A 20,163-nucleotide genomic window follows, 5' to 3' on the forward strand; every position below is an offset into this window, starting at 1 on the left:
AGTTATTAGCGAAGTTTCAGAGTAACCAAGGTCAGGACGGCCAGCATAATGCCCACAATCCAGAAGCGCGACACGATTTTGGACTCGTGATAGCCGAGCTTCTGGTAGTGGTGGTGGAGCGGCGACATGCGCAGCAGGCGGCGGCCTTCGCCGTATTTGCGACGGGTGTATTTGAAGTAGCTCACCTGCACCATCACCGACAGGTTTTCGATCAGGAAAATCCCGCAGAGCACCGGAATCAACAGCTCTTTGCGCACGATGATGGCCAGCACCGCAATAATGCCACCGATGGCCAACGAGCCAGTGTCGCCCATGAACACCTGCGCCGGGTAGCTATTGTACCACAGAAAGCCCACGCACGCCCCCACGAAGGCAGCACAGAAAATGACCAGTTCCCCGGAGTTCGGAATGAACATAATATCCAGGTAGTCAGCCAGCAAGGCATTGCCGCTCACGAAAGCAAAAATGGCCAGCGTGGTACCGATGATGGCCGAAGTGCCCGCTGCCAAGCCGTCGAGGCCGTCGGTAATGTTGGCACCGTTGCTCACCGCCGTGATGATAAGAATCACGATGGGAATGTAGAAGAAGGCGTAGTACTCGTTGAAAAAGTCGCCGGCCGTGGCAAACAGGTCGCCGTAGTTCAGCTCGTTGTTTTTGGCGAAGGGAATGGTCGTAATCATCAGCTTCACATCTTGGTAGATGGTGCTGGCATCCACCGCCGACGACTGCCCATTAGCCAGCAGATACTGGCGCACGGTCACGTCGTTGGAGAAGAACAGCACCCAACCCACCGTGAGGCCCAGGCCCACCTGGCCCATAATCTTGAAGCGGCCGGCCAAGCCTTCCTTGTCCTTCTTTACTACCTTGATATAGTCGTCGACGAAGCCAATCAGGCCCAGCCACACGGTGCTCAGAATCATGAGTACTATGTAGATATTGTCGAGCTTGGCAAAGAGTAGTACCGGCACCAGAATGGCCAGCAGGATAATGAGGCCACCCATAGTAGGTGTTCCTTTCTTCTCCATCTGGCCCTGCAAACCCAGGTCCCGGATGGTTTCGCCGATTTGCTGGCGCTGCAGAATCCGGATCAGGGGTGCGCCAAAAAACTGCGCGATAATAAGCGAGGTGACAATGGCCAGGGCCGCACGGAACGAGCTGTACTGCATCACGCCCGTGCCGGGCACGTGGTGCACTTTATACAAGTAATTGAAGAGATAGTACAGCATGGGCGCGGGTTCAGCAGATTGCGGTCAGAATTTCGGCAAGCTGCAAAGGTTCGGGTTTTTCAGGGTTCGGCAAGCGTTGCGTTTGTGCAGATTTTGGTGTAGAACGGAGCCGCACAATGCGCTACAGACCTACTTACCCAGCAGATCAAACATGTCGGTCAGCACTTTCTTATCGTCAAAGTCGGTTTTCACGCCTTTTATTTCTTGGTAGGTTTCATGGCCTTTGCCCGCCACCAGCACAATGTCGCCGGGGCCGGCTAGGGCCACGGCGGTTTTGATGGCTTCGCGCCGGTCCGGAATGGTCAGGACTTTGGCCAAGTCCTGCACCTTCACGCCGGCCTGCATCTGCTGCAGAATATCGTTGGGGTCTTCGAAGCGCGGATTGTCAGAAGTCAGCACGACCCGATCGGAGCCTTGGCAGGCGAGGCCGGCCATAATGGGGCGTTTGGCCCCGTCGCGGTTGCCGCCACAGCCCACCACCGTAATTACCTGCTGGCTGGGCTGGCGGATATCAGCAATGGTTTGCAGCACGTTTTCCAGCGCGTCGGGGGTGTGTGCGTAGTCCACGATGCCCGTCACGCGGGTTTTCTCCGATACCACCGGCTCAAACCGCCCCGGCGCCGACAGCAGCCCCGACAGCACCGTTAGCACTTCCAGCGGCTCCTCGCCCAGTAATACCGCCGCGCCATACACAGCCAGCAGATTGTAGGCATTGAACACCCCGATGAGTCGGAACTGGGTGTCGTGGCCGTCTACTTCCAGGTGCAGGCCATGCACGGCATTTTCAATCAACTTGGCCCGGAATGTGGCAGCACTGCGGAGCGAGTACGTTTCGCGGCGGGCGGCCGTATTCTGCAGCATCACCATGCCGCGCTTGTCATCAGCGTTGGAGAGGGCAAAAGCCGTTTTCGGTAGCTGGTCGAAGAAGCCTTTCTTGGCTTTCAGGTAGTTATCGAACGTGCCGTGGTAGTCGAGGTGGTCGTGGGTGAGATTGGTGAAGATGCCACCCGCGAACCGCAGCGCGGTGGTGCGGTGCTGCACGACGGCGTGGCTGCTCACCTCCATGCAGGCATGTGTGCAGCCGGCTTCCACCATGCGGGCCAGCAACTCGTTCAGCCGGATGGAGTCGGGCGTGGTATGCGTGGCCGGAATTACCTGCTCGTCAATCTGGTTTTGCACCGTGCTGAGCAGGCCGGTATGGTAGCCCAGCTCGCGCAGCAGCTTGTGCAGCAGCGTAGCGCAGGTGGTTTTGCCGTTGGTGCCCGTCACGCCAATCAGCTGCAGACTCCGCGACGGATGCCCGTAGAACGCCGCTGCCATATGGGCCATAGCCTCCGCCGAATCGGGTACCTGCACGTAGGCCGTGGCCGGATTGAGGGCGGCGGGCAGGTCTTCACACACAATAACGGCGGCACCCTGCTCCACGGCTTTTGCAATGAACTGGTGGCCGTCGGTGGCGGCGCCGCGTAGCGCGAAGAACACGAAGCCAAGCGCGGCCTGCCGCGAGTCGAGGGTGAGGGCATGTACGGGCACATCGGCGGGGCCATGCTGCGCCGTTACGCTCACATCGGCAAGCAGAGAAAAAAGCGGAGGCGTTATTTCAGTGGAATCAGGCAATGTGTTGGGTTCGTTTTCTCGCAGAATCCTTTGGTAAGTTGCGCGGAGGTGAACGGAATACTATCAGGCCTTTTTGGGCTTGGCAGCAGTGGCTTGCTGGGTCACCTGTTTGGCAGGTTTCGCCGGTTTGGCGCTGGGTTTGGGTTCAGGCTTCTTTTTCGGCTGGCTCGTAGCAGGTGTAGTATTGGCAGCAGCCAGGCGGGCCTTGGCTTTGGCGGCCAGCGCCCGGGCTTTGGCATCCAGGTCGGTATCAACGGGCGTCAGTAGCTTGTTTTCTTCCAACTGGCTGGATGCTGGTGCAACCACCGGCGCTGCCGGGCCGCCGGAGCGTTGCCCGATAGGCGCCAGCGCCAGCGTCACCACGGTACCGCGCCGCACGGCTGCTCCCGCCGCCAACGACTGCGCTTTTACGCGGCCGGTGCCTTGGGTGCGTACGCGCAGGCCCCGGTTTTCAAGTAGAAACAGTGCGTCGCGGAGCGTGAGGCCCGTGACGTTGGGCACGCGGCCGGGCCGCACGGGCAGCGGCTGCAGCGTCAGGGCTTCGGCCCCGCTATCCTTTCTGGTTGCAATGCGGACCCAGTCCTCGTCAGGCGTAGCAGCTTCGTTTTTCACCCCGATCTGCTCGCATACCAGCCGTAGCTCATCCTGCATGCCTGCTTCCACAAACGGCACTTTGGCTTTCTGCAATGAGGCGGCGCGCGCCAGCAGCGGGCGTTGGCTGGCCGCGTCGCGAGCCATAGCCTTGTCGGCTACCTCCCGGAACACCGGAGCCGCCACATCGGCGCCGTAGATACGGCCTTTCTTGGGCGAATCAACCACGACAATGCAGCTGTACTTGGGCTTATCAGCGGGGAAATAGCCGCAGAAGCTGGTAGAATACACTTTGGTATACGCCCCGTTCTTGAATTTCCAGGCAGTACCCGTTTTGCCGGCAATGCTGAAATCCTCGGACCGAATGCTGCGGGCCGTGCCTTGGGTGACGACGCCTTCCATCATAGCCTTCACCTTCTCCAGCGTTTCGTCGGAGCAGATTTTGGGGTTGAGCACCACCGGCTCGAACCGCTCCAGCACTTTGTCGGCCTGCTTGATTTCGCGTACAATCATGGGTTGCACCTGCACCCCACCATTGGCCACAGCGTTGTAGAAGGCCAGCGTCTGCAGCGGAGCCAGCTTCAGCTCATACCCGATACTCATGGTAGTAAGCGAAGTGCGGCTCCAAGACCGATCCTGCGGATCTTTCACATAAGGGCGCGCCTCGCCGGCCATCTGAAAGCCCAGCGGCTTATGTAGCCCAAACCGCTTCAGGTGGTCGGTGTAGCGCGTCGGGTTCTTGCTGAACTGCCGGTCGACCAGTACGGCCACGCCAATGTTCGACGACTTCTCAAATACCTGCTTCACTGTGATTTTACCGTAGCCATGTGAGTCCGTTTTCACGGCTCCCCCGATGTACATGCGGCCGTTACCGGTGTCCACCATATCATCGAGCGTGATTTCCGGGTTTTCCTCGAACAAGGCCATCATCGAGGCCAGCTTGAACGTGGAACCCGGCTCGGTACGGCCCTGGTCGGCAATGGCGTAGTTGTAGTCTTCGCGGTATACGCCGTCGGCCACCTTGCCCAGGTTTGCCACGGCCTTGATGGCGCCAGTCTGCACTTCCATTAGAATCACGCAGCCGTATTGAGCATTATTATCTACCAATGACTTGTACAGCGCATTTTCGGCCACATCCTGCAGGTTGATGTCAAGCGTGGTCTGCACGTCGTAGCCGGGAATCGGCTTCACTTCAGTGCCGTCGTAGATGGGCTTGTTGCCGCCAGGCAGCCGTTCAAACAGCGCCTCGCCGTCTTTGCCGGCTAGGTGGCGGTTGAAGGTGAATTCCAGACCCGCGCCGTTTTTGTCCTCGTTTACGAAGCCAATAGTGCGCTGCGCCAGCCCGCCAAATGGCCGGAAGCGTTTATCCACTTTCTCGAAGATTACACCGCCCTTGTTTTTGCCTTCCCGGAAAATGGGCCATTGTGCCAGTTCCTTTTTTTCCTGGTAGTTGATCTGCCGGGAATTCAGGCGGATATAGCGCACGGAAGGCTTGGCCAGTTTGGCATTCTTCAGCTTGCGCTTGTACTCCGATACGCTTCGGTCGCCGAAGAAATGGGCCAGTTGAATAGCCAGCGAATCGACGTCTTTGTGGAAGGTTTCCGAATCCACTACGCTGGGGTCCCAGGCCACCCGGAAGAAGGGCAACGACGTAGCCATAATGCTTTTGCCGTCGTCGGCGAGAATAGTGCCGCGCGTGGCAAACACCGGCTGGTATACTACCCGCCGTTCTTGCTCCAGGGCGCGCCACCGCTCCCCTTCCTTGAACTGGATGTTGGAAATCTTCCAGACCACGGCGCACGAAAATAGGCAGACGCCCAAAAACGCCAGCCGTACGCGGGTAACGATGGATTTTTTTACGCTTCCTTTCATCTTCACTTAACGACGGCGACGGGTGGCAGCGGGCTGAGGCGCCGGTTCGGCCGGAGCGCCGGTAGCGTCCGTCCCGATGGGTACAGGCGGAGCGCCTACCTCAATAGTAGTAGAGTCGAGCGGCCCGACAGGACCGGCGCGGCGCAGGGAGTCGCGCAGGGCGCGGGCCGCCAGCGAGTCGGCGGTCAGCACGGGCACCAGATCCAGAGCCGCCTCATCAATACGGCCAGCTGGCACCTCAATCCGGAAGGGCGGCGAGGAGCTTTCTACGAGGCCATAGGCCGCCACTTTACGGGCTACTTCGCTTTGCTTGCTGGCTTCCATATAGTCCGACTTCAGTGTAGTATAGTCGGCGCGCAGGTCTTCGGTTTCCAGCTTCAGCTTCTGGATGCCGCGGTTCATGCGGGTGGCATAGTGCGTGTTGCCGATGTAAACCAGAATCAGGAACATCACAAACAGCACGTGCGGCAGGTAGCGCACGGGCAGCCCTTCCCGAAACAGGCCATCCATGCGCGTAAGGCGCTCCAGCAGCGAAAACACGCTCCAGGAGTTGCGTGGCGCGGCGAGGCGTTCCGGGCGCGCTGCTTTCGGAGGCTTAGGTGGCCGGGGCGCAGGCTCTGGGGCCACTTCGGGTTCCGGCAACACCATAGGCTCCGGCTCCACGGCGCGGGGCACGTTGGAGCGAGGCTGGCTGGCGACGGGTTTTATTGTATTGATAGCCACAGGCGTGGAGTTCTTCGGGAGTTTTCAGGAGACAAACGCGGATTACTCCGGCCGTCTTATGGCAATGCGCAGCTTTGCACTTCGGGCGCGGCTGTTCAGGGCTATTTCGTCGGCGGAGGCTTCCACCGGCTTGCGGGTCAACACCTCGAAAGGTGTGTTGGTGTGGCCGAACAGGTCTTTTTCAGCTTCGCCAAAGAATTTGCCTTTCGCCATGAAGTTCTTCACCAGCCGGTCTTCCAGCGAGTGGTAGCTCATCACTACCAGCCGGCCACCGGGGCGCAGCACCTGTGCCGTTTGCTCCAGCATTTCCTGCAGCGCCTTCATTTCGTCGTTGGCCTCGATGCGCAGGGCCTGAAACACTTGGGCTAGGTACTTATTTTCTTTGCCGCGCGGCGTGCAGCTGGCAATAGCTTTTTTCAGGCCGGCAATGGTGCTGATGGTTTGCCCGCGCCGGGCAGCAGCCACCGTCTGGGCCAGCGTGCGGGCATTGGTTACCTCGCCATACATGCCGAAGATGCGGTGCAGGTCGGCTTCCGGATACTCGTTGATAATATCAGCAGCGGTGGGCCCGTCCTCGGCGTTCATGCGCATGTCCAGCGGTCCATCGAAACGGGTACTGAAGCCACGCTCCGGCGTATCAAACTGATGCGAAGATACGCCCAGGTCAGCCAGCAGGCTATCTACGGGCAGCGCGCCATACTGCTGCAATTCGGTGTATAAGTCGCGGAAGTTGGCGCGGATGAAGGTAAACTGGGGCCGGGCAAGCTTTTCGGCCTCGCGCTCGGCATCAGCATCCTGGTCGAAGCTATAGAGGTGGCCTTCGCCGCTCAGATGCTCCAGAATACGAGCCGAGTGGCCACCGCCGCCAAACGTCACATCCACGTAGCGGCCGCCGGCCTGTAAGTCCAGGGCCTCCAGGCACTCGCGCAGCATCACGGGCCGGTGGTAGGCCGTGTCGTTCTGGTACTCGTTATTTGGGGTCGTGCTCATGCGGCAAGAGAGCCGCCAGGCCCGGTTTCGTTAGTCAGGAATTTCTGGGCCAGCTTTGAGAAGCTCTGCTGGTCTTTGATGAGGTATTCATCGTAGCGGGCGGTATCCCAGATTTCGCAGCGGTTACCAAGTCCCACAATAATGGCCTCCTTCTCCAGGCCGGCGTAGCGCCGCATGGAGCCGGGCAGCATAAACCGCCCAATGCTGTCCAGTTCCACCTCCGTCATACCCCGGAAGAAATTGCGCTGAAACTGGCGGTATTCCTCGTTGAACTCATCCAGCGCCATCACCTTGTCATGAATTACGCGCCATGCCTCCAGCGGATACAGCACCAGGCAAGGCTCGAACCCACGCACCAGCACGAGCTGCCCGGCCGAGGCTTGTGGCAGACTGCCCTTGACCTTGGCCGGCAGCACCAGCCGCCCTTTCGGGTCCAGCTTGCAGTCGTATTCGCCGGAGAGCAGGTTCATGGATGTGGAGAGGGCACGGGAGAGGGATGATAGCAAAAGTACGGAATGCCTCAGAAAAGGCAACCACTATTTACCATTTTCTACCACTTCCTGAATACTGCGTTTTTAAGCTACAAACCCAGTTTTTCATCTCAACACCCTGAATTTTGCCGGCTATAAATCTGAATCCGGAGCGACTTTGCCAAAATGACAGCCCCAACAATCATCTTACCACGCACGGGATTCCATGCCACTGTAATTCACCAATTTGTTCGGTAATTTGCCTGCTGTAGTAATTGCAAAGTTCAGTTATTACTGCATAAGTCCTATTACATGGTTTCCTTATTCCGTCTGCTTGATTATAGCCTCTACTTTCGTCTTTGCCCGTCGAATTTCCAACCCAGTTTCCCGCGTTGTTCGCAGTGCTAGATGGGGCGGCCTGACGGCTTTTTTATTACTTGGGCAGGCAGGTCATGGGCAGAACACGGTTGTTAGCCGTGCTCCGGCGCGCAACGCCACAGCCGCCGTCCGGACGGCGCCGGTCAGTGCTACTTTTTCCCAGGCTATTGCCTCGGCTTCGGCCGGCAACCCACGCGTGTTTAGCAGCCAGCGCCAGGGACGCCGGACTGGTTCGGTAAGCGGCGGCGGCAGCCGTACCCTTTCCTTTAGCCCGAGCTACACGCTGCTGCCGGGCGAGTTACTGAGCGTTAGTGTGCCTCCTACCCTGCTGACTGCCAGCGGTGGCACGCCCGTAACACGGCAGGTGTACCAGTTTCGGGCTGCTACCGGAGGCACTGGCCGCGGCTACTTCACCGACTCAACCACCATCGGCCAGGCGGGCACCCGCAACGTGCTACTAGGCGACGTAGATGGCGACGGTGACCTGGATATGGTCAGCAATGCGGGCTTGTTTTCCGCCCGCATCCGCCTCAACAACGGCACTGGGCAGTTCGGAGCTGGTTCTAGCGTGGTAGTAGCCGGCGACCCGGCAGGCTTGGCGCTAGCTGATGTAGACAACGATGGTGACCTGGACCTGTTGGCCACAGATGCCCAGAATGCCACCACCGCTATCTGCCTGAATAATGGCAGCGGAGAGTTCATTGGGTCGGTTTTCGGGGCGCAAAACGTGCCCGTAGGGCAACGGCCAGTTAGCGTGGCAACCGGTGATATTGATGCCGATGGCGACCTTGATTTTGTAACGGCCAATGAGTCCGGCAACTCGGCCAGCATCAGTTTCAACAACGGCAGCGGCGTTTTTAGCGCCGTTACCACAGTAGCTGTCGGCCAAAACCCCAACACCGTGACGCTGGCCGACGTGGACGATGACGGAGACCTGGACCTATTAACCACCAACGGCACCAGCAACACGGTAAGCCTCCGGCTCAACAACGGCCTGGGCGTATTCAGCGGCTCCGGCAGTGTGGCGGTTGGCACCGCTCCCAGCGACCTAGCCCTAGCGGACCTCGATGCCGACGGCGACCTAGATCTGCTGGTGACCAATGCCAGCAGCGGCACTGTGAGTTTGCGGCTCAACAGCGGAGGCGGCATATTTGGAGGTACTACCGAGTTGGCCCTGAGCGCAGGTAGCACGCCCTCGGCGCTGTCTATCGGGGATGTGGACGCCGACAGCGACCTGGACTTTGTGGTAGCACAGGGCACAGGCGGCGCGGTTTCAACCTTCAAAAACAACGGCACAGCCACTTTTACGGTGCAGAACACACCCTTGGTGGTAGCCGGCCTGCAATCCTCTGGCGTAACGCTCGGCGACGTAGACGGCGACTTGGATCTGGATGTGGTGACCGTAGATGGTGGTACCTCCACGGTAGTACTGGGCCGCAACGGGCAAGCACCTGCGCCCCCGCGCATTCTGTCTTTTGCGCCCGGAAGCGCCCCGATGGGCAGCCTTGTTACGCTTACCGGCACGGATTTTACTAGCGCCAGCGCCGTGACGTTTAATGGGGTTCCGGCTACATCGTTCACCGTACTATCGGCCAGCAAGCTCACGGTAACGGTTCCAGCCGGAGCTACCAGCGGCCTGCTGACGGTTACGACACCGCTGGGTGTGGCAACTTCTACTACGCCCTTCCAGCTTACACTAGGCATTATCAGCGCCCTGCCCGCGCGCAATGCCTTGAATGTAAGCCGCGACGCTAACCCAACCCTCACCTTTGGACAGTCCCTGGCCCCCGCCACGAGTACGGGCGTGCGGGTGTTTGGCTCGCGGCTGGGCGGGCGCAAGGCAGGCACAGCCACAACGAGCGGCGCCACCTTCACCTTCGATCCGACGCAGGACTTTGCGCCGGGCGAGGTAGTGAGCGTAACGGTGCCCGGCACCGTGCAAAGTATCGGTGGTCTGCAGGCGCAGAAACAGGTACTGCAATTTACGGCCGCGGCGGGCGGAACCGGGCAGGCCAATTTTACGGCCCTGCCTAGTGCTCCTGTCGGCTACAACCCTATTCAGGTGGTTTTGGCGGATGTGACCGGCGACGGCACCCTGGACCTGCTCACAATGCTGGCGTATGAAATGACGGTGCAAGTGGGATTGGGCAATGGCCGCTTTGGCGCCGCTGACACCCTGGTGCAGTTCTCAAACTTTCTAGACCCCAATGGCATCAGTCCCGTTGACTTCGACGCCGACGGCGACCTAGACCTGCTTGCAACGTTTCAAACACCCTCGCAAGGCAAGGTAACAACCACTTGGGTTAACAATGGCAGCGGCACCTTCACCCGGCGCCAGACACTGACTACGGGCAGCTCGGAGGGGCCGGCCGTGGGCGACGTAGATGGCGACGGCGACCTGGACTTCGTGGTGTCAGCGAGTGTGGGAAGCACCACGGAGATTTTTACGGGCATCAATGATGGCAACGGCAACTTTACGTTGCGGGCACTAGCCACCGGCTATGCATCGAGCGAAGCCAGCTACCTGGCCCTGGGCGACCTGGACAACGACGGCGACTTGGACCTTGTAGCAGGCCAGAACGCCATATCGTCCCTGCGTATTCGCCTGAACGATGGGCTAGGCAATTTTGGTAGCCCCACTGAAATCATGACGGGTGCCTATACTGAGGCGCTGCAGATAGCCGACATCGACGGCGACCAGGACCTGGATATTATTGTAAGCCTGTTTAACTCGTACTCGGGGAATTCCAATGCTGTACGAATCTACCTGAACAATGGGCAGGCGGTATTCAGTGCCGGGCAGGTGATACCCATGGGCAACAATTACTCGCCCAGCTTGGTCACTGGTGACGTGGACGCGGATGGCGACCTTGACCTGGCAATATGCGGCGTCGGATCTAATTCCTTGGGCATTTACCGCAACGATGGGGCCGGAACCTTTGCCTCCTTGTCTACACTGCAAGGTGGCTGGGTTGCCTACGGGCTTACGCTGGGTGATGTAGATGGGGATTCTGACTTGGACTTGGTCAACGTTACGGCCAATGGCCAGACGCTCGACGTTTTCCTGAACCAGGCCCCGGCTCCTACCACCCTGAGCTTTACGCCCAGCACCGGCCCAGTAGGCACAAGCGTAATCGTGACCGGCACTAATTTTATCAATGTCTCACAGGTGGAATTCAATGGGTTGCGCGCCACATATGTTGTCGATTCGCCAACGCAGCTAACGGCGGTAGTCCCCACGGGCGCCCGCACCGGTCCTATCCGAGTAGTAACTGGGGGCGGCTCCATTACCAGCACGGCCGTTTTCACGGTGCTGGTGCCCACACCACCAGTGGTAACGAGCTACAGCCCGACACGCAACGCCCCAGGCATTCCGCGCACGGCACCTGTGGTGGTGAGTTTCTCGCAGAACATTACCGCAGCCACGGCAACTAACCTGCGGGTATTTGGCTCGCAGCTGCGCGGGCAACGCCCCGGCACGCTCACAGGTGCCGGCACTTCCACCCTCACTTTCCGTCCTACTCAAAATTTTGCCGCTGGCGAACAGGTGAGCGTCAGCATTCCCAGCAGCCTGCTGGGGCCGCTGGGCGGCAGCACGGTACCGCAAGTGCTGCAGTTTACCATAGCAGCCAGTGGCACCGGGCGTGGCCAGTTTGTAAGCCGCCCCGTGGTAGCCACCGGTGCTGCCCCACTGGAAGTAGCTGTGGCTGATTTCAACAACGACGACCACCTGGATTTGCTTACCGTCAATACCAACAGCTCCACGCTGAGCCTGCGCTTCGGCTGGGGTGGCGGTAACTTCAGTGGCACAACCGAAGTGGCGGCCACGGGCGTAATTCGGTCGGTAGCCGTAGGCGACGTAGATGGCGACGGTGACCTGGACTTTGCCGTGGGCAGCTTCAACACCGCCAATACAGTAGCCATGTACATTAATAACGGCAGCGGGCAGTTTGCGCAGACCTACGCCGTGCCCGTGGCCGGCAGTGTATACAGCCTGGTGCTGGCCGACATCAACAGTGACGGCAGCCTAGACTTAGTAGCCAGCAGTGCCATGGGCTGGCTAAGTCTGCGCTTCAACGACGGGCAAGGCCGCTTCAGCGGCACGACCGACCTGCCGGCAACTGTAGAATGCTACGGCGTAAATGCTGGCGACTTGGATAATGATGGTGACCTGGATTTGGTAGCCATCATAGGCTCTACGCCCACAGCCGTCACCTATTTCAACGATGGCGAAGGCAACTTTACGCGGTCTGGCTTTTATGCCCTGGGCAACAACAATACTTTGTGGCAAGGCAAAGTGCGCATGGGCGACCTGGACCGCGACGGTGACCTAGACTTTATCGTTTCAACGGGTCCGGGGTCAATTTCTCAGGTTGTTCAGTTGCTCAATAACGGCAACGGCACTTTTGCGCCAGCCCAGCAACTCACCCTGAACTACTCAAGCCACGATGCCGCGCTGGCCGATGTGGATGCTGACGGCGACCTGGATTTGCTCAGCATCAATTCTTCCACCTACAAGATTGATGTTTCGCTGAACAATGGCTCCGCTACTTTCACTCGGGGCAGCACCATAACGTTAAGCGGCGACGCCCGCGCCCTAGCAATTGGCGACCTGGACCGGGACGGCGACTTGGATCTGGTGACGGCTGTAACGGGTAACAACAGCGCCGGCATCTACCTGAACGGTGGCACTGTGCTGAAGGCCACTGCTGCTTCCGCACCCTCAGCCGAGCTAGAGGGCTACCCCAACCCTGCGCATGGTTTCTTCACGCTACGCCTAGCCCCGGAACTGGCTCGAAACGCCGTCCAGCTGGTATTGCTCGACGCGTTGGGTCGGCAGGTGCAGGCGCATCCCCTAAGCCGGTTGCCGGCCCATGGCGAAACTGAAGTTGATGTGCACAGCCTTAGCCCTGGCCTCTACCTGCTCCGGGTGCAACTCCGTGACGGACGCCAGCTTACTCAAAACATGATGCTGGAGTAAACAAACCGGCCCGGCAGGAATCTTGTACCTGCTGGGCCGGTTAGCTGTACAGCTACCTTTGCTAAGGATGTGCTACTTTTGTGCTTATGGCATCCCCGCGTCCTGTCTCTCACCGGCTATTCAGCTTGCTACTGGCCCTGCTCGTCCTCGCCTCCTCGGTGGGCCTGACGGTGCTGCGCCATACGTGCCGGGAAAGCGGGCATACATCGGCGGATGTTATTTTCAGTACTCCCAAACACGGATGCCCCGCGTCTAAGCCGGTAGCAGAGCATGCCCACAGCAGCCAGATTAAAGGGGCCTGCTGCGACTTTAGTGCCCACCTGCACAAGCTGGAGGTACCTTCACCGGAACTGACCTGGGCCAAGCTGCTGCCCTCGCCGTTGCTGGCGCCCGCTTGGCTTCCGGCCACTAGCTGGCCTACTCTAGCTTCGGCTCCGTTGGTAGCACAGGCAGCCGCATGGCATGCGGCCGATAGTTCACCGCCGCCCCGGGCTGGCCGCGTGCTTCTCACCTTTATCAGTGTGCTAGTAGTCTAGCCTTCATCTGGCGTGCCTCTTTGGGCCGCTATGGAATACAGCGCGCTTCAGCGCTGGCATTTTCTCCAGAATGAATGCTAACTCACTACTGACATGGATTTTTTCTCCGGAAACCGGTTGCCGTTTGCGCTTGGCCTCCTGCTGAGCAGCACCGCCACCGCTACCGCCCAATCGGCAGCTGATGTACTGGCCCCAGTCCGGGGGCAGGTAACTGACGCCGCTGCCGCTCCCGTACCGGGTGCTGTGGTCCGCTGGCTAGGCAGCACTACCACCACCACTACCACCAACAATGCGGGCCAGTTCGCCTTACCTCGCCCGGCCCGTGCTGAAGCCAGCAAACTGGTTATCAATGCCCTTGGCTACCGTGCCGATACGGTAGCTGTGGCTACTTCCGGCTCGCCCTATGTGCGTGTATCCCTGAAGCCGGGCACTGAGCTAGGCGAAGTGAAAGTGGAAGCCCGCGCCCCCTCCTACTCCTCGCTGACGCCGACCAACACACAGGTTATTACGGCCCGCGACCTGACAAAATCGGCGTGCTGCAACTTGGCGGAAAGCTTCGAGACGAATGCTGCCGTTGAGGTTTCCACAACGGATGCTGTGTCGGGGGCCAAACAGATTCAGCTGCTTGGCCTTGATGGGGCCTACTCGCTGCTGACCGTGGACAACCTGCCTGCTTTGCGCGGGCTGGCCACCCCCTACCGCTTGGGCTACCTTTCCGGAACCTGGATTGAGAGCATCGATATTATCAAGGGCATGGGCTCCGTAGTGAATGGCTACGAAAGCATGTCGGGGCAGGTGAACGTGCGCCTGAAGGAGCCCGATAAGTCGGAACGTCTGCTGTTCAATGCGTACGGCAATGACTTAGGCAAATTTGACCTCAACCTGAATCTGGCAGCGCCGGTCAGCAAGAAGGTCAGTACCGTTTTCCTACTCCACTCCGACCACCTGGGCCGCCGCGTCGACCGGAACAAGGATGGATTTATGGATCTGCCGCTGGCTACGCAATACAACGTATTCAACAAGTGGAAATACAAGTCTGACAAAGGCCTCATCAGCGAAATTGGGGTGGGTGCACTGCGCGAAACCCGGGAAGGTGGCCAGGTAGATTTTCGGGCAGACGAGGCTAACGCGTTTGAGCGCAACTACGGCTTCACGGGCCGTACCAACCGCTATACTGGCTTTGCCAAAACATCCTACACTTGGCCCGGCCGGCCGTACCAGAGCCTGGGGCTGCTGCTCAGCGGCACACACCACAGCTTCAACTCTACCTATTCCTACGGGCAGTTTCTGAGCGGCAGCACCTTGCGCACCACCCGCGCCTACGATGGCACCCAGCAGACGGGATTGGCCACGCTGCTCTTCCAGAGCGTATTGGGCACTACAGCGCATACCTACCGCCTGGGCCTAAGCTACCTGCACGATGACTACCGGGAGTTTTTCGGTTCCGGCATCATCTACCCCACAGAAACTGCGGAGCAACGCTATGCCCGTCAGCACCGCAACCGCCTCGAAAACGTGCCGGGTGCCTTCGCAGAATACACCTATCAGAACTCCCGCAACCTGACGCTGGTAGGCGGCCTGCGCCTCGACCGCCACAACTTATACGGCTGGCAGTTTACCCCCCGGCTTAATGTGAAGTACGACGCGGCCAAAAACACCGTGCTCCGGCTGGCAGCCGGTACGGGCTTCCGGGTAGCCAACCCTATTGCCGACAACAGCGGCGTGCTGCTTAGCTCCCGTGAGTTTGTTATTGCGCCTGATCTGCGGCCTGAAAAAGCTTGGAACGTGGGCGGCAGCGTCACGCAGTATTTCACGCTTGCCGGCCGGCCGGCCACGCTCATCGCCGACTATTACCATACTGCGTTCCAGAATCAGGTGGTGGCCGACATGTATACGTCGCCAACCGTTCTGGAAATCAGCAATCTGTCAGCTGATGGCCGTTCCTTCTCGCGGAGCTTTCAGACCGAGTTGCAGGTAGAACCCGTGAAGGGGCTCACGGCCAAAGCCGCCTACAAGTACCTCGACGTGCGGACTACCTACGACGGGCAGCTGTTGCCGAAACCCCTGACGGCCCCGCACCGGCTATTTTTTAACGTGGGCTACGCCACAGCATTTGATAAATGGCGCGCCGACTTCACGGTGCAGGGTTTCGGGCAGCGGCCGCTGGCGCACAATCCGGCTTCCATGGGCCACCAACATGGTTCCGGCGAAATGGAACTCCCTTATGCGCCGCGCTTCGCGCTACTCAACACCCAGGTGACTCGCGCCTTCAAACGCTTCGAAGTATATGCCGGGGTTGAGAACCTGACCAACTACCGCCAGCCCAATCCCATCCAGAGCGCCGCCGCCCCGTTTGAGCAGGCTTTTGATGCGGCTATGGTGTGGGGGCCTACGTACGGTCGTCTCACGTATGCCGGCCTGCGCTTCCGGCTGGAATAGCTGCGTCAGCTAACCAGCATTTTTTGGCCGCTTTTTTGTATTCACTGTATCCGCTTTCCAGCGGGCTCACTCCACTTACCTTCTCTTATGAAATCGTTCAAGCTTCTTTTCCTCGCCGTATTCGCTCTGCTTGCGCATACCACCACTGCCCAGACTACTGCGAAGGCCAAAGGCCCGGCCACCGAACAGGTGCAACTCAAGACCTCGGCCGTCTGCGACATGTGCAAAACCCGCCTCGAGAAGGCCATGGCCTACGAAAAAGGCGTGCAGGCCGCTGTGCTTGATGTGCCTACTCAGGTACTCACTGTGACGTACCGCTCCGATAAAACTACGCCGGCAGCCCTGCGCACCGCCGTACAGAAAACCGGCTACGATGCCGACTCCGAGCCTGCTGAGGCCCGCGCCTACGACCGTCTTCCTGACTGCTGCAAGAAGACCAACGCGGTTCACTAAGGCAGATGATAGTATCGCAAAACGCCCTTTCACATGTACGGAAGGGCGTTTTAGCGGATTGCAATTCAAGTCAGGCCTCGGCAGCTTCCGGATTCAACTGTAGGTCGAATTCCAGAACGGCACTGAACGCCAGAGGCCGAGTGAGGCGCCGCCGATTGGTACCAGATATTTCCAGCGTAAACCAGTCGGAGCGCAGGTATTCCAATAAGTTGGGCCGGCCCAGCATTTCCATGGTTACATGCGTGGGATGTATGTTGCGCTCCGAGAAAGAGGCAATGGCAATTTTGCGGCTATTCGCCGTCAGGAAGCAACTGCCACTTTCCAGCGCGGCCAAGGTGGAAGTTCCTCGCCCAATAGGATGCTCTGGGTCGGGCTGCCATGCTAAATGTGCCTCGCGTAGCGTTACGGCTATCACCCCCGGCCTGGTGAGGGCAGCCAAGCAGGGCAATGTGCCGGGCAATGTTTTTTCGCAGAGAAAGATAAGGTCCATACTAGGGTCAATCCGCAGATTGATAGCCCTGGTTTTCATGCCGAAAGCCGTGCGCAATGACCTGCGCAGGCCTTCATTCAGGTCGATGGTGAGCTCTACGCCCAGCACAACGGGGGGCAGTGCAGCAACTGGAACTGGAAGTAAGTTCATAGCCAAAAGGAGGTGTGCGAGCGGGGGCAGTCATGTCGGGAACATGCGAAAAGCAGCAGGAAAAGTCAACGGTGGAGAAGCGACAGAAAGAAAAATACCTGACCAACAACGCCATATTGCGCAGGGCAGATATAGCTATAAGCTATTGAAAGTCAGTCATGGTTCTCGCTTAAAGTATAGCAAAGCTCGATAAAAGTATACGTAGATGGTAATATTTGCCGTTAAGATTGATTTCTTCCGATAAAAAAATGATATATAATTTCCAATTCTATTTATATTCACCCGAACGCCTGCCATTCTTGTCTCTTCTATGAAGATTACCTGCCTGCTACTCGATGATGATCCGCTGGTGCTGGACCTGCTGCAGGCGTATGTGGCCATGACTGATGTACTGGATATAAAAGCCACGTTCACAGACCCTTTAGAGGCGCACCGCTACCTGTTGCACAACGACGTACAAGTGCTGTTCTCAGATGTTACCATGCCTCACCTCAGCGGCTTAGATCTGGTACGCTCGCTGCACCAGCCACCGCTGGTTGTCCTGATGACAGCTCATCCGCAGTACGCCATGGAGGGCTTCAACTTGGATGTTATCGACTTTCTGTTGAAGCCTATTTCGCTGGACCGATTTCTGAAAGCCGTAAACAAAGTAGCGGGTATTTTGCGCGCTAATTCTGCTGAAACTGACCCCAAGCAGGATCTGCTTTCGGGCTGGGGGTCGTTTTTTATCCGCACCGATGCGCAGTTTGTGCGCCTTCACTACCGCGACGTACTATATATCGAGGCGCTGAAAGATTTCACCAAAATCAATACCGCCGACGGACGCACTCACTTGACGCTGGTGAATCTTAAAAACCTGGAGGAGCAGCTACCACCTGGCTTATTCGTGCGCACGCACCGCTCCTACCTCGTCAATGCTTCCCGAATTGAGTCTATCAGTAACCTTGAAGTACGGGTTGGAGGGCATGCTCTGCCCTTAGGCCAGACCTATCGGGAGCGGGTTACGGAACGAATTGTCAACCGCACCCTTATCCGACGGCAGCAACCGTAGCCGAATGGCTGGGCGGTAACAGAGGCAGCATTTCGGGAGCCGCCGCAGGCAGCGAAAAGCGGAAAGTAGAGCCTTTGCCCGGGGTGCTTTCGAAGGAAATATGACCACCATTGCGTTCCACAAACTCCTTGCAGAGGCGCAGACCCAGTCCGGTGCCTTTTTCGTGTGCCGTACCCAGCGTAGTATGGTGCCCCTGAGCTCCAAATATTTTCGCAGCATCCTGGGGGCTAATTCCAACACCAGTATCCGCTACGGAAATTTCCCATTGCGCATTCTGAAGCTGCCGGGCTGATATAGTGATGCTGCCATTCTGCGGCGTGAACTTAATAGCGTTGCCAATCAGGTTGCGCAGCACTAGGCGCACCATGTTCAGGTCGGCCCGCACAACGCAGGAGTCGGGCAGGTCCGTGAGAAACAGAATGCTTTTGCGCTCTGCATCGCTGAGCAGCAATGCCAGCGCCTCTTCGGTCACACCTTGCAGATAAATCTTCTCCGGCTGAATCTTGTCGTTCTGCATCTGTGATGCCGACCAGTTGAGCAGGTTATCCAGCAGGCGCAGCGTTACATCGAGGGTGCGGCCAAGACGTTCCGTGTGCATTGCCATGCGCTCCGGCGACAAGGTGCCCATCGTCATAAGCGAAAACATAGAGTACAGCGAGCTGAGCGGGCTGCGTAGATCGTGAGAAATGATGGAGAAGAGGGTGTCTTTGGTGCGGTTGAGCCGCCCGAGTTCTTCCTTCTGCCGGCTGATAGCCCGGTTCTTTCGCTGCAGCAACCGGTTGATACGCGCCTGCTCCTGCCGGCCTCGGTACAGCGCCGCTACCGCCAGCAGCAGCAGCAACGCCCCAATGGCCAGCCCATTGCGCAGCAGCATCTGGCGGCGCAGGTTAGCCGTCTGAATCTGCCGGTCTTTGGTTAGCAGCTGAATTTCACGCTCCTTTTTTTCGGTTTCGTAGCGGGTTTGCAGTTCGGCAATCTGTGCAGAGCGACGTTCGGCAAACACGCTGTCCTGCAGGGCGGCATACCGGGTCTGAGTTCGTAGAGCCTGCTCAAAATTTTCCTCGCGCCGATAGAGGCTGGTGAGCGTCTGATAAATATTGCTGGTTTGCACAACCGAGCCACCGCGCCGGGCTAGAGGCAGCGCCTGCCGCAGCGCCCGGATTGCGGCTGGACGATTCGTCAACGAGTCCTGCACTACGGCCAATGCCTGGAATCCGGCAGCGCGGCGTGCCGGTGGTGTGGTGTGTGGCAATTGGCTCAGGGCTTGGGTATAAAACCCCATAGCTACTTCGTAGTTGCCGACATCCTCGTAGACACGGCCCGTACTGGCTAGTGCTTCACCGGTGCGGGCACTGTCGCCGAGTTGGCGGGCATCGTTCAGGGAGCGCCGCAGATAGTAGAGCGCGCGGCTGTAGTTGCGAAGCTGGTGGTGAGCCAGCCCAATGGCATTCAGGGCAGCCGTCTGGCCCGTGCGACTATCGGCTTGTTGCCACTCATAATACGCACGCTCATAATTACTTAGCGCCCGCAACCACTGTCCCTGCGTACCATACAGGTCGCCGAGTTGGGTGTATATCTGCGCTAGTCCGGCCGGGTCACGCAGGCTTTCGGTCAGGCGAAGTGCCTGCAAATACGTATCGTGTGCCTGGCCGGTGTCGCCTTGCAAATACTGGGCTTTGGCCAGCAGCCGCATCGACTGGGCCCGGCCTGGAGCGCTATGCAGTTGCTGATATAGGCGCAGGGCCCGCCGAAAGTAGCGCAGAGCCTGTTCGTACTGCTGCTGCTCCTGTTGCGCTTCGCCAATAGCCAGGTAAGCGGCAGCAACCTCGCTGGTTGGGCCACTCACGGCCGCCAGATGTAACGCCTGTTCCGCCTGTAGCTGCGCTGCCGCCGGATTGAGCGGCAACAGCTGTTCGCTCCGTTGTAGATACCGAGACACCGAATTAGTGCCATCGGCGCGTTGGGCCGTGCTGCTATCCGGCAGCAGCCACAGTACTATCCCCAGCAGTAACTGCAAGAGCCGAACAGGTAGCGCACGTACGAACCAAGGCTGCATCGGGATAAAAAAATAGCAGAAGTACTCCGCGCACGAAATGAGCTCGGGCTGCAATTCCGAGGAAGATAAGTAACTATAGGCTAATTCACGTCGCATGTAGCAGGCAATTGCAGGCATAGCAGTCGGCACTGTAGCATGTG

13 protein-coding genes are annotated in these 20,163 nt (G+C 58.6%); 5 read left to right on the top strand and 8 right to left on the bottom strand.

Annotated elements, in window-relative coordinates:
- Positions 1–5 precede the first annotated feature (5 nt).
- The 6 genes from mraY to mraZ all read right to left on the bottom strand — a co-directional run bounded on the left by mraY (position 6) and on the right by mraZ (position 7,489).
- On the bottom strand, positions 6–1,226 hold the full coding sequence (gene mraY / locus H4317_RS13635) for a phospho-N-acetylmuramoyl-pentapeptide-transferase (RefSeq protein WP_185887133.1): 1,221 nt from the start codon (positions 1,224–1,226) through the stop codon (positions 6–8).
- A 129-nt stretch (positions 1,227–1,355) separates the two neighbouring features.
- Positions 1,356–2,843, bottom strand: coding sequence for a UDP-N-acetylmuramoyl-L-alanyl-D-glutamate--2,6-diaminopimelate ligase (locus H4317_RS13640; RefSeq protein WP_432805904.1), 1,488 nt, complete (start codon positions 2,841–2,843; stop codon positions 1,356–1,358).
- 63 nt (positions 2,844–2,906) lie between these two features.
- Positions 2,907–5,306, bottom strand: coding sequence for a penicillin-binding protein (locus tag H4317_RS13645; protein WP_185887134.1), 2,400 nt, complete (start codon positions 5,304–5,306; stop codon positions 2,907–2,909).
- A 6-nt stretch (positions 5,307–5,312) separates the two neighbouring features.
- On the bottom strand, positions 5,313–6,029 hold the full coding sequence (locus tag H4317_RS13650; RefSeq protein ID WP_185887135.1) for an FtsL-like putative cell division protein: 717 nt from the start codon (positions 6,027–6,029) through the stop codon (positions 5,313–5,315).
- 42 nt (positions 6,030–6,071) lie between these two features.
- Entirely contained in the window at positions 6,072–7,019 is a 948-nt protein-coding gene (gene rsmH / locus H4317_RS13655) for a 16S rRNA (cytosine(1402)-N(4))-methyltransferase RsmH (protein WP_185887136.1), read from the bottom strand.
- A complete protein-coding gene (mraZ, locus tag H4317_RS13660; RefSeq protein ID WP_185887137.1) occupies positions 7,016–7,489 on the bottom strand; it encodes a division/cell wall cluster transcriptional repressor MraZ in 474 nt (157 codons plus the stop codon). The genes rsmH and mraZ overlap by 4 nt, the downstream gene beginning before the upstream one ends.
- A gap of 334 nt (positions 7,490–7,823) precedes the next feature.
- Here mraZ and H4317_RS13665 point away from each other — a divergent pair, with 334 nt between their 5' ends.
- From H4317_RS13665 to H4317_RS13680, 4 genes are all read left to right on the top strand, one after another.
- Positions 7,824–12,848: an FG-GAP-like repeat-containing protein gene (locus H4317_RS13665; protein ID WP_185887138.1), complete on the top strand. Its 5,025-nt coding sequence runs from the start codon at positions 7,824–7,826 to the stop codon at positions 12,846–12,848.
- 86 nt (positions 12,849–12,934) lie between these two features.
- Positions 12,935–13,384: an HYC_CC_PP family protein gene (locus tag H4317_RS13670; protein ID WP_185887139.1), complete on the top strand. Its 450-nt coding sequence runs from the start codon at positions 12,935–12,937 to the stop codon at positions 13,382–13,384.
- 93 nt (positions 13,385–13,477) lie between these two features.
- Positions 13,478–15,823: a TonB-dependent receptor plug domain-containing protein gene (locus tag H4317_RS13675; RefSeq protein WP_185887140.1), complete on the top strand. Its 2,346-nt coding sequence runs from the start codon at positions 13,478–13,480 to the stop codon at positions 15,821–15,823.
- Between the two features lie 87 nt (positions 15,824–15,910).
- On the top strand, positions 15,911–16,276 hold the full coding sequence (locus H4317_RS13680) for a heavy-metal-associated domain-containing protein (RefSeq protein WP_185887141.1): 366 nt from the start codon (positions 15,911–15,913) through the stop codon (positions 16,274–16,276).
- Positions 16,277–16,346: 70 nt separating this feature from the next.
- On the opposite strand, the gene H4317_RS13685 is transcribed toward H4317_RS13680, so the two are convergent.
- The gene (locus H4317_RS13685; RefSeq protein WP_185887142.1) at positions 16,347–16,916 is read right to left on the bottom strand and encodes a hypothetical protein; all 570 of its coding nucleotides are present in this window, start codon (positions 16,914–16,916) and stop codon (positions 16,347–16,349) included.
- Between the two features lie 310 nt (positions 16,917–17,226).
- On the opposite strand from H4317_RS13685, the gene H4317_RS13690 reads away from it, so the two are divergent.
- Positions 17,227–17,967 carry a LytR/AlgR family response regulator transcription factor gene (locus H4317_RS13690; RefSeq protein ID WP_185887143.1) on the top strand — a complete coding sequence of 247 codons (741 nt, stop codon included), beginning with the start codon at positions 17,227–17,229 and terminating at the stop codon, positions 17,965–17,967.
- Here the strand turns inward: H4317_RS13690 and H4317_RS13695 are convergent.
- Positions 17,945–19,984: a tetratricopeptide repeat-containing sensor histidine kinase gene (locus tag H4317_RS13695; RefSeq protein WP_185887144.1), complete on the bottom strand. Its 2,040-nt coding sequence runs from the start codon at positions 19,982–19,984 to the stop codon at positions 17,945–17,947. The genes H4317_RS13690 and H4317_RS13695 overlap by 23 nt on opposite strands.
- Between the last annotated feature and the right edge of the window lie 179 nt (positions 19,985–20,163).

The sequence above is a fragment of the Hymenobacter sediminicola genome (assembly GCF_014250515.1).
In the GTDB taxonomy this organism is placed as follows: Bacteria; Bacteroidota; Bacteroidia; order Cytophagales; family Hymenobacteraceae; genus Hymenobacter; species Hymenobacter sediminicola.

What these genes read in the sequence shown, in the direction of transcription:
- mraZ (WP_185887137.1), bottom strand. Translation starts at nt 7,489, where the DNA reads ATGAACCTGCTCTCCGGCGAATACGACTGCAAGCTGGACCCGAAAGGG.
- H4317_RS13690 (WP_185887143.1), top strand. Translation starts at nt 17,227, where the DNA reads ATGAAGATTACCTGCCTGCTACTCGATGATGATCCGCTGGTGCTGGAC.
- H4317_RS13685 (WP_185887142.1), bottom strand. Translation starts at nt 16,916, where the DNA reads ATGAACTTACTTCCAGTTCCAGTTGCTGCACTGCCCCCCGTTGTGCTG.
- H4317_RS13670 (WP_185887139.1), top strand. Translation starts at nt 12,935, where the DNA reads ATGGCATCCCCGCGTCCTGTCTCTCACCGGCTATTCAGCTTGCTACTG.
- H4317_RS13645 (WP_185887134.1), bottom strand. Translation starts at nt 5,306, where the DNA reads ATGAAAGGAAGCGTAAAAAAATCCATCGTTACCCGCGTACGGCTGGCG.
- H4317_RS13680 (WP_185887141.1), top strand. Translation starts at nt 15,911, where the DNA reads ATGAAATCGTTCAAGCTTCTTTTCCTCGCCGTATTCGCTCTGCTTGCG.
- rsmH (WP_185887136.1), bottom strand. Translation starts at nt 7,019, where the DNA reads ATGAGCACGACCCCAAATAACGAGTACCAGAACGACACGGCCTACCAC.
- H4317_RS13675 (WP_185887140.1), top strand. Translation starts at nt 13,478, where the DNA reads ATGGATTTTTTCTCCGGAAACCGGTTGCCGTTTGCGCTTGGCCTCCTG.
- mraY (WP_185887133.1), bottom strand. Translation starts at nt 1,226, where the DNA reads ATGCTGTACTATCTCTTCAATTACTTGTATAAAGTGCACCACGTGCCC.